We start from the raw sequence: 8,095 nt of genomic DNA on the forward strand, positions 1-8,095 counted from the left end.
GGCGGTTGATCAGTGAGGATGCAGGCCACGCCCTCGCGCGTTTCGATACTGTCGGGGCGTGAGGTGCGTGGCGGACTTGAATTGACGCGTAAAGGCGCTGTGATCCGCGTAGCCGCAGTCCGTCGCGATATCCGTAATGCTGTTGTCAGTCGTTTCGAGCAGCTTGCACGCGTGATCGATCCGCAATTTCATCAGCAGTTGCTTGGGCGTCAGATGAAACACTTCACGGGTCAGACGTTCCAACGTGTCGACGGAGATGGAGGCGCGTTCCGCCGCCTCAGAGACCAGGATGTTCTGTCCGAGGTTCTGTTCCAGATAATCCAGATATTCCAGTAAGCGCCGGTAGCCGTGGTGCCGTTCGTCGGGGCGAGGCAGATCGCGCGAGATGCCGATCAGTCCGATCGCTTGCCCGGCTTCGTTGAGTACCGGGAACTTGGAGCTCAGGCACCAGTATCGATGCCCCGATCCGGATGAATAGAGGCGCAGGCGATCGACAATCGGAGATTGGGTTTCGATAACGTTCAGATCTTGCGCGTTGGTGCTTGCACCGGTCACGGGAAATAGCTGGTCGGCTGTCTGGCCAATGACATCGTCGCGCGCCATCCCACTTCGGTTGATGAGCGTTTGATTGACGGAAAGATAGCGCGCCTGGGCGTCCTTGATGTAATACAGCACGTCGGGAAAGCAGTCGAAGACGCGCTCGAGCATCTCGGGCTGCCGGTCCAACTGTCGAAAGACCTCCACCAACATATCGGAATAGGCCTTGGCGGGCATAAGGGGATCAGCGTGAAGTCACAGTGATCCCGATTGTACAGGGGGTATAACGCGTGGCGGGAGCGAAGACAGCGGTGGGGCGGCCCTGGCCGCTCCACCGCTTTTCCGCCGGGGCCGCGCCTTGGTGCTTATTGACTCGCGTGGGCCTTGGCGCCAAGCAATGCTTCACGGAAACGGCTGCGCAGGTACGGACCATCACGGGGCGGAAGGGCGGTCGGTTCGGGATCGGTTCCGACCTTCACCGTAGCGAGCACAGGACCCTTGGCCTTGAGAATGACGTCGACATACTCCTCGAGCTCGCCCTCAGCGTAGATCGTTGTCGCCTTTTCGAACCCGGCCGCGCGCGCGATTGCCGTGATGTCGACACCTCGGCCCGCGTGGGCCAGTTGCATGCCCGTCTCCGCGTAGTGCTCGTTGTCGATAACGACGATGGAGAGATTGGTCGGCCGATCGACGCCTACTGTTGCGAGCGATCCGAGGCCCATCATCATTTCACCGTCGCCAACGAATACGATCACGCGCTTCTCAGGTTGTGCAAGCGCAATGCCGAGCCCAAAGGAAACGGCACCGCCCATCGCACCCCAGAGGTAGAAGTTCTGCGGCGTGTCGCCGGCGGCGGCCACATCGAAGGTCGGATTGCCAAGGCTGGTCACTGCCAGAACGTCCTGCTGCCGATCACGGAGAATCCGCTTCACCGTCAGTCGACGGTTCAGGGGCGTCGTCTGCTGAGTCATGTTCGTACTCACTTGTTAAAGTTCTTGGTGCCGATGACGCGCTGTCCGATCAGGACCGCGACCATCCGGGAGGTGTTGTAGCCGAAATTCAGCGCGGCGCGCACGGTGTCAGGGACCTCGGCGGGATCATCCGCGCGATAGACATAAACGCCGGCAGATTCGAGGGCTTCCTGGGTGGACTTGCCCATGGCAACCTGCCAGGGGTTGAATTCGCCCCACTCTCCACGCATGGTGACCAGCATCACGATGGGCATGCGGCATTCGTGTTGCAGCGAGAGCATGTTGATGCAGTTGCCCACGCCGCTCGACTGCAGCAGCAGTACGCCGCGCTGGCCGCCCACCCACGCGCCACCCATCATGGCCACGCCTTCTTCTTCGGTGGTCAGGGAAACCGCATGGATTTCGGCGTCTGCTTCGCAGAGCTCGATAAGACGTTTGTGCCCCGCATCAGGCACGTATGCGACTTGCCGCACGTCAGCGGCTTTGAAGTGCTCGAAGATTGTTTCCGGCCAGTTGACTGACATGATGACGAGTTTTGGTAGGTTGATGAAAACGGATAGCCGTCGCGCTTAGCAGGGCCAATCGATTACCTTGCTTTGATGAGTGATAGCGTGCATCAGCAAAAGTCGTCGCTCAATTACTGATTGCGGAAGGCGTGATTAGGCTGGGGTTAAGGGGGGCGTCGGTGCGGATTCGCGCGCAGAGCTTTTCCGTTCTGGCTTGCGTGCGCATTCGAGCGTCTGGAATGCGGCGTTCCAGAATGCCGAATTCCAACCCTTGGTTTGAGTACGCACACTAGCGTTCAAACGTTTGGAGAGGGAGCCATGAAGATTGTTGTGCCGGTTAAGAGAGTGGTCGATTACAACGTGAAGGTCCGTGTGAAGTCCGACGGCAGTGGCGTTGACCTGGCGAACGTGAAGATGTCGATGAATCCGTTCGACGAAATCGCGGTTGAAGAAGCTGTTCGTCTGAGGGAAGCGGGCGTGGCGACCGAAGTGATCGCCGTGTCGGCGGGTGTCACGCAAGCGCAGGAAACGCTGCGCACGGCGCTGGCAATCGGCGCGGACCGCGCGATCCTGATCGAGTCGGGCGAAGACCTGCAGCCGCTGGCGGTCGCCAAGCTGCTCAAGGCGCTGGTCGACAAGGAACAGCCGCAACTGGTCATCCTCGGCAAGCAGGCGATCGACGACGATTCGAACCAGACCGGCCAGATGCTGGCTGCGCTGGCCAACCTGCCGCAAGCCACGTTCGCCTCGAAGGTTGTCGTGGCCGACGGTAAGGCTACGGTTTCGCGCGAAGTGGATGGCGGTGCCGAAACGCTGTCGCTGAGCCTGCCCGCTGTGATCACGACCGATCTGCGCCTGAACGAGCCGCGCTACGTGACGCTGCCGAACATCGTGAAGGCGAAGAAGAAGCCGCTGGAAGTCATCAAGCCGGAAGACCTCGGCGTTGATGTGACGCCGCGCCTGAAGACGCTGAAAGTCGTTGAGCCGCCGAAGCGCTCCGCCGGTGTGAAGGTGCCGGATGTGAAGACGCTGGTCGAGAAGCTGAAGACTGAAGCCAAGGTGTTGTAGTTGGAACCTGAGAGATAAAAATGACGATTCTTGTAATTGCAGAACACGACGCCCCGAAGGAAGCCCCGTTTGGGGGCAACGCATCGATCAAGGCTGCGACGCTGAACACGATTGCAGCCGCGCAGAAGATTGGTGGCGATATTCACGTGCTGGTCGCAGGGCACAACGCACAGGCTGCGGCGGATGCGGCAGCGAAGATTGCAGGAGTTTCGAAGGTGTTGCTGGCCGACGCACCACAACTCGCTTCGGGCCTGGCAGAAAACATCGAAGCGACCGTGCTGAACATCGCGAAGGACTATTCGCACATCTTCGCGCCGGCAACCGCTTACGGCAAGAACATCGCACCGCGTATCGCCGCGAAGCTCGACGTTGCGCAGATCAGCGACATCACCGCAGTGGACAGCGCGGACACGTTCGAGCGCCCGATCTACGCGGGTAACGCGATCGCGACGGTGCAATCGGCTGATCCGATCAAGGTCATCACGGTCCGCACGACCGGTTTCGACCCGGTGGCAGCAGAAGGCGGCAGCGCAACGGTCGAGAAGATCGAAGCGGCAGCCGACACGGGCCTCTCGCAATTCGTGAGCCGCGAAGTGACGAAGCTGGACCGTCCGGAGCTGACCTCGGCGAAGATCATCGTCTCGGGCGGCCGCGGCCTGGGCAACGGCGAGAACTACACCAAGGTTCTGGAACCGCTGGCCGACAAGCTGAACGCAGCGCTGGGCGCCTCGCGCGCAGCGGTCGATGCGGGCTTCGTGCCGAACGACTATCAGGTCGGCCAGACCGGCAAGATCGTCGCGCCGCAACTGTACGTTGCTGTCGGTATCTCAGGCGCGATCCAGCATCTGGCCGGCATGAAAGACTCGAAGGTGATCGTCGCCATCAACAAGGACCCGGAAGCGCCGATTTTCAGCGTCGCCGATTACGGTCTGGTGGGTGATCTGTTCACGGTCGTGCCGGAGTTCGAGGACATGCTGTCTTAAGCGTACGTCGAGGGAAAGTCCAGGTCGGATGAGGTGACACATGAGCAATTTGAATGATATGAGGCATGTCAGAGCGGCGGCGGCATCAGCCGCTAATGCCGAAGATGCCTCCATTTGGCGGTGGTTCGCATTGCTGCTTGAAGAGCGGAGGATTCGCTGGTGCTGTAGCACTGACCGTTGGCTCGTGAGCGTTGACAACCGGCACGTTGCCACGGATAGCAGCTTCGATAAAGCCATCCGGATCGCGAGGGAAACCGTAAAATCAAAGAAGGCCATATCGCAGCGCCCAGCGCGGAGCAGACGCGCAGCTTGATCCAGATGGTCGTTTCAGCCGAAGAAAAGCGCTGAGACCGTTTTTGAGCTTAGGCTGCATTTGGACGTGCCGCGGTTAATCTCTCCAGCGGATGTAATCCGTACCGTGGCAGATACTCCAGACGTTGACGGTGCACGTCATGATCGCCTCCCAGCAATGGTGAGCGCATACGTTAATTCTATGTCCCGGATGCAGAGAAAACTATGGACGGAAGCTGAAGGCATTGTTAACTTTGCCAACTCGCTGGACGTGTGAGGAAGGTTTTAGGTTTAAATGCGAACGAAGGGGCCACAACGCCGCAAGGGTGTAACCGCTCAATCGGCGGAGCACGCGCGACACGTACGTTACATGTTCCGACTTCATGGAACCTTTTATTTCCACGCTTCCGGCTGCCGCTTTCCGACCACTTGCGACGGCCCATGGCATGAAACGTGCAGCAATTGCGGCGACGGCGCGTTGTAACTTGAAAGCTGTCGCTCGTCTAGTTGATCCTGTCGCCCAGGATCCGCAAGGACAAATTCAATCTCGCGAAGCTCGGCCTCAAGAATGCCGCTGCGCCAGCTGCATGGAATTCAGTCCTTTCCAATAGATAAGGTATCCTACCTATAGGAGAATTTTCGACTGGCCTATCTATTTACGCCAGAACATTTTATGGATTGGCGATGAGCCAAAAAAATGATCCGCAGCCTTGTCCCGCGTCGTCTAGCATTAGATTACGCAGGATGCCGCACAAGCGAGCGAGGATTCAGATGTCGAAAGAAATTGACTGGAAGGCGAAGGGCTTCGCCTCAAAACCTGACTACCTGATGTCACCGGATGGTGGTCTCCTGATATACCGGGCGTGGGGCGCATCGAGTTCGGAATGGGGCTCCGGCTTCTTCTCGCTGGAAAAGCCAGCATCGGTCCTGGATGCAGAACTTCGCTTTAACATCGCGGATTGGGGGAACAGCGTGCAGTTCGTGTCGACGTTCAGACTTAAGCCCGGATTTTTCTACTACAAAGGGCCCGTGGCGCACGGGGAGAAAGATTTATCACGATCCGGTACGCAAATATTTATCGAATCACCGTTCGTGATTCAGGTTGAGAAAGTGGGTTCATTTGCGATGCTCAAGCAGGACTTCACTGTCGTGCAGCGCGCAGGCAATGTCTGACTCCCAGTTTGATCCGGCCATTTAAAAGTCCGCATTTTTCTGTCGACTCAGCTTCTCGTTGAGCGACGATCGGCTTTCACCCACGTGAGCCTCGAGAAGGTCTTTGCATCGCCGAAGTCGGCCAACTTCCAGACTCGGCCGACATGCTACTCCAAAAACACGTGAGGTAATTCGTCTTCTACGGATGAGACTCCCGCATCGCTCGCCAGCTTGCTCTAAAAAAAGGCCGGTGATTTCCTAGGAGATTGGCGTGAAGACTCGACCACGACGGACAGACGAATCCGGCTGGCCGGATGACCCCACTGCCGCAAATCGGCAAAAGCGAGTAAGCGCCGCTTTGGTCGTGTTCAATCATCGGTTGATCGCGGCGATCATCACGGTGGCGCCGCTCGCCATCAGCAACGCGACAGCAATGGCGGCGACCGAAACGGAGCCCGCATCGTCATCGTCGGAGTCTGCCGGTGCAAGCGAAGCGAACGAAACTGGCGCTGCGTCCCGCCATAGCCAGAACTATCGCGACGCGTTCAACGCGATGATGGCGGACCCTACTGACGCCGAACGGTCCTTCGAATTCGCTCGAGTGGCTGTGTCGGACGACGACGTCCGCGGTGCGATTGCCGCCCTCGAACGGATTCTGAAGATCAACCCGGGGCTGGCGAACATCCGGCTGCAACTGGGCGAGCTTTACCTGCGCGTCGGTGCAACGGATCTGGCGGCAACTTACTTGCGTCAGGCCCTATTGGCGCCGGATATTCCGCCTCCTTTGCGCCAGCAGGCACAGTCGCTGCTCGGTCAGGCGGAACGTTCGTAAAAGAAGAACTTCTTCTCAGGTTCCATCTATGCCGGGGGGCGTTACGACACCAACGCTAACGCCGGTCCGTCGTCGCCCGAGGTGAGGGTACTCGGCCAGCAAGGCCAACTCGATCAGGCGGCACTCGGCCACACCGACTGGTCGGGAGAAATCGGCGCAACGCTGAACTATACGTATGCGTTCGACAGTCAGGCGGGCAATGACCTGGAGGCGAATTTCTCGACATATAACCGCCGTTACGTCGATACGCATCTTCTGAATCTCAACAGCTTTACCACCGACATCGGACCACGTTTCTATCTTGGCGGTGTGCTCGACCCAAGCTGGTCGATACGTCCCTTTGTTTCCGCGACCTATATTTTTCTGAATCAGGAAACGTACATGGGCGGGTATGGCGGTGGCGTCAACGTCAGGAAGCTTTTTTCCTCGGTGTCGTACGTTGACCTGACGCTCGAAAGCAGTGCTCAGCACTTTGAGGATCACGAAGAGTTTCCGACCAATTCGAACCGGACGGGCCACTACACCGAACTGCGCACTAGCGTGAGTTATCAGCTTTTTCCGGCCACGCGTCTCTTTGGCGCGGCGAGTCTCGCGCAACGCAACTCCGATGCGGGCTTCGAATCGTACAAGGAACTGGGACTAGGCGCGGGCGTAACCCAGGTCTATTCGTCTCCGTTCCATTTGACGGCGTATTCATGGAGTACGTCGTTCTATGTCGGCTTGCACCGCAGCGTGTACAGCGACGCGGATCCGTCGATCGACCCGTCCACCAAGCGCCAGGACAACCGGCTCGACTTGGTGCTGACGAACAACATCCGCTTGACCGAGCGGCTGACGTTGACGGCGTCGGTCCAATACACAAACAACAATTCGACGTTGCCGAACTTCAAGTACCACGATACGAGCGCAAGCCTCGGCTTGGCCTGGAGTTTTTAGACGTTCAAAGCGGGGGAACGGCGGGGATGGGTAGTGCGGGTTGTACGACCGTGGAGAGCGCGGCGAAGCGCGCGTCCGGCCGATTTCGAGGAGAGCATCATGAGCAGGCTGACGATCCCGATGCGTACGTTGCCGGCGTTGATTGCCGGGCTTCTGATCGCTGCGCCCGTTACGGCGGCGAACGTGGATGGCGTCACGCTGACGTTTTTACCTGGCCACGGGTTGAAACCGATTGTTCAAACAGAACGGCGTGTACCGGATGGCGGGCAGCAGGTCACGACCGGTGCGCTGCAGATACTGGAGGTACTGTTCCCGGACGGGACATCGCTGACCTTATCGCCCAATAGCGATGTCACCGTCGATGCCTTCAGCTACGGAGGTGCGGGCGGTGGCAACCTGGCATTGAGTGTGAATCGCGGGCTGGTGCGGATCGCTGGCGGAGCGGTGAGCGAGACGACGCCGATCACAGTAAAAACAGCGTCGGGGGAAGTCAAGCTCGATGCGGCATCGGCGGTCATCGAGGTGGATGGCAGCGGGCGGACGCGAGTCAGTATGCTGGCCGGGCACGCGGTTCAGTTGACGAGCAATGGTCAAACGCAGACGTTGGAGCGGCCGGGATTCGAGCTGGTGTCGAGTGCGCAGGCGTCGCTCAATGGCCCGTCTCGCGAGCCGGAGGGCGGGGCTGCAACCGATGCTTTCGGGCTCGGCACCGCGCAGCTGGCAGGGCTGACGCAGCGCGCGGAGGACGATCTGGGGCGGGCGGGGATAGCGGAGGTGGCGGCGATTGGGGCGGGTACGCGCGCGCTCGCGACGGAGAAT

At 59.2% G+C, this 8,095-nt stretch carries 9 protein-coding genes; 6 read left to right on the forward strand and 3 right to left on the reverse strand.

Features of this window, described 5'->3' with window-relative positions; all coding sequences use genetic code 11:
• Positions 1-9 precede the first annotated feature (9 nt).
• The 3 genes from GNZ12_RS39945 to GNZ12_RS39955 form a co-directional block, all read right to left on the reverse strand.
• Positions 10-774 (reverse strand): helix-turn-helix domain-containing protein, encoded by a 765-nt coding sequence (locus GNZ12_RS39945; RefSeq protein WP_074283243.1) that lies wholly within the window; start codon positions 772-774, stop codon positions 10-12.
• Positions 775-902: 128 nt separating this feature from the next.
• Positions 903-1,508: a thiamine pyrophosphate-dependent enzyme gene (locus GNZ12_RS39950; protein WP_172317975.1), complete on the reverse strand. Its 606-nt coding sequence runs from the start codon at positions 1,506-1,508 to the stop codon at positions 903-905.
• Between the two features lie 8 nt (positions 1,509-1,516).
• Positions 1,517-2,032, reverse strand: coding sequence for a thiamine pyrophosphate-binding protein (locus GNZ12_RS39955; RefSeq protein ID WP_172317977.1), 516 nt, complete (start codon positions 2,030-2,032; stop codon positions 1,517-1,519).
• Between the two features lie 300 nt (positions 2,033-2,332).
• Here GNZ12_RS39955 and GNZ12_RS39960 point away from each other — a divergent pair, with 300 nt between their 5' ends.
• From GNZ12_RS39960 to GNZ12_RS39985, 6 genes are all read left to right on the forward strand, one after another.
• Positions 2,333-3,082, forward strand: a complete 750-nt coding sequence (locus GNZ12_RS39960; RefSeq protein WP_172317979.1) for an electron transfer flavoprotein subunit beta/FixA family protein — start codon at positions 2,333-2,335, stop codon at positions 3,080-3,082.
• Positions 3,083-3,102: 20 nt separating this feature from the next.
• Positions 3,103-4,065 (forward strand): electron transfer flavoprotein subunit alpha/FixB family protein, encoded by a 963-nt coding sequence (locus tag GNZ12_RS39965; RefSeq protein ID WP_172317981.1) that lies wholly within the window; start codon positions 3,103-3,105, stop codon positions 4,063-4,065.
• Positions 4,066-5,127: 1,062 nt separating this feature from the next.
• On the forward strand, positions 5,128-5,529 hold the full coding sequence (locus tag GNZ12_RS39970; protein ID WP_172317983.1) for a hypothetical protein: 402 nt from the start codon (positions 5,128-5,130) through the stop codon (positions 5,527-5,529).
• Positions 5,530-5,779: 250 nt separating this feature from the next.
• A complete protein-coding gene (locus tag GNZ12_RS39975) occupies positions 5,780-6,340 on the forward strand; it encodes a tetratricopeptide repeat protein (protein ID WP_172317985.1) in 561 nt (186 codons plus the stop codon).
• Positions 6,341-6,421: 81 nt separating this feature from the next.
• Positions 6,422-7,276, forward strand: coding sequence for a surface lipoprotein assembly modifier (locus GNZ12_RS39980; RefSeq protein WP_172317987.1), 855 nt, complete (start codon positions 6,422-6,424; stop codon positions 7,274-7,276).
• A 99-nt stretch (positions 7,277-7,375) separates the two neighbouring features.
• Positions 7,376-8,095, forward strand: a 720-nt coding sequence (locus GNZ12_RS39985; protein ID WP_172317989.1) for a FecR domain-containing protein, incomplete at its 3' end; no start/stop codon positions are given.

Source organism: Paraburkholderia solitsugae (assembly GCF_013177695.1).
Taxonomy (GTDB): domain Bacteria; phylum Pseudomonadota; class Gammaproteobacteria; order Burkholderiales; family Burkholderiaceae; genus Paraburkholderia; species Paraburkholderia solitsugae.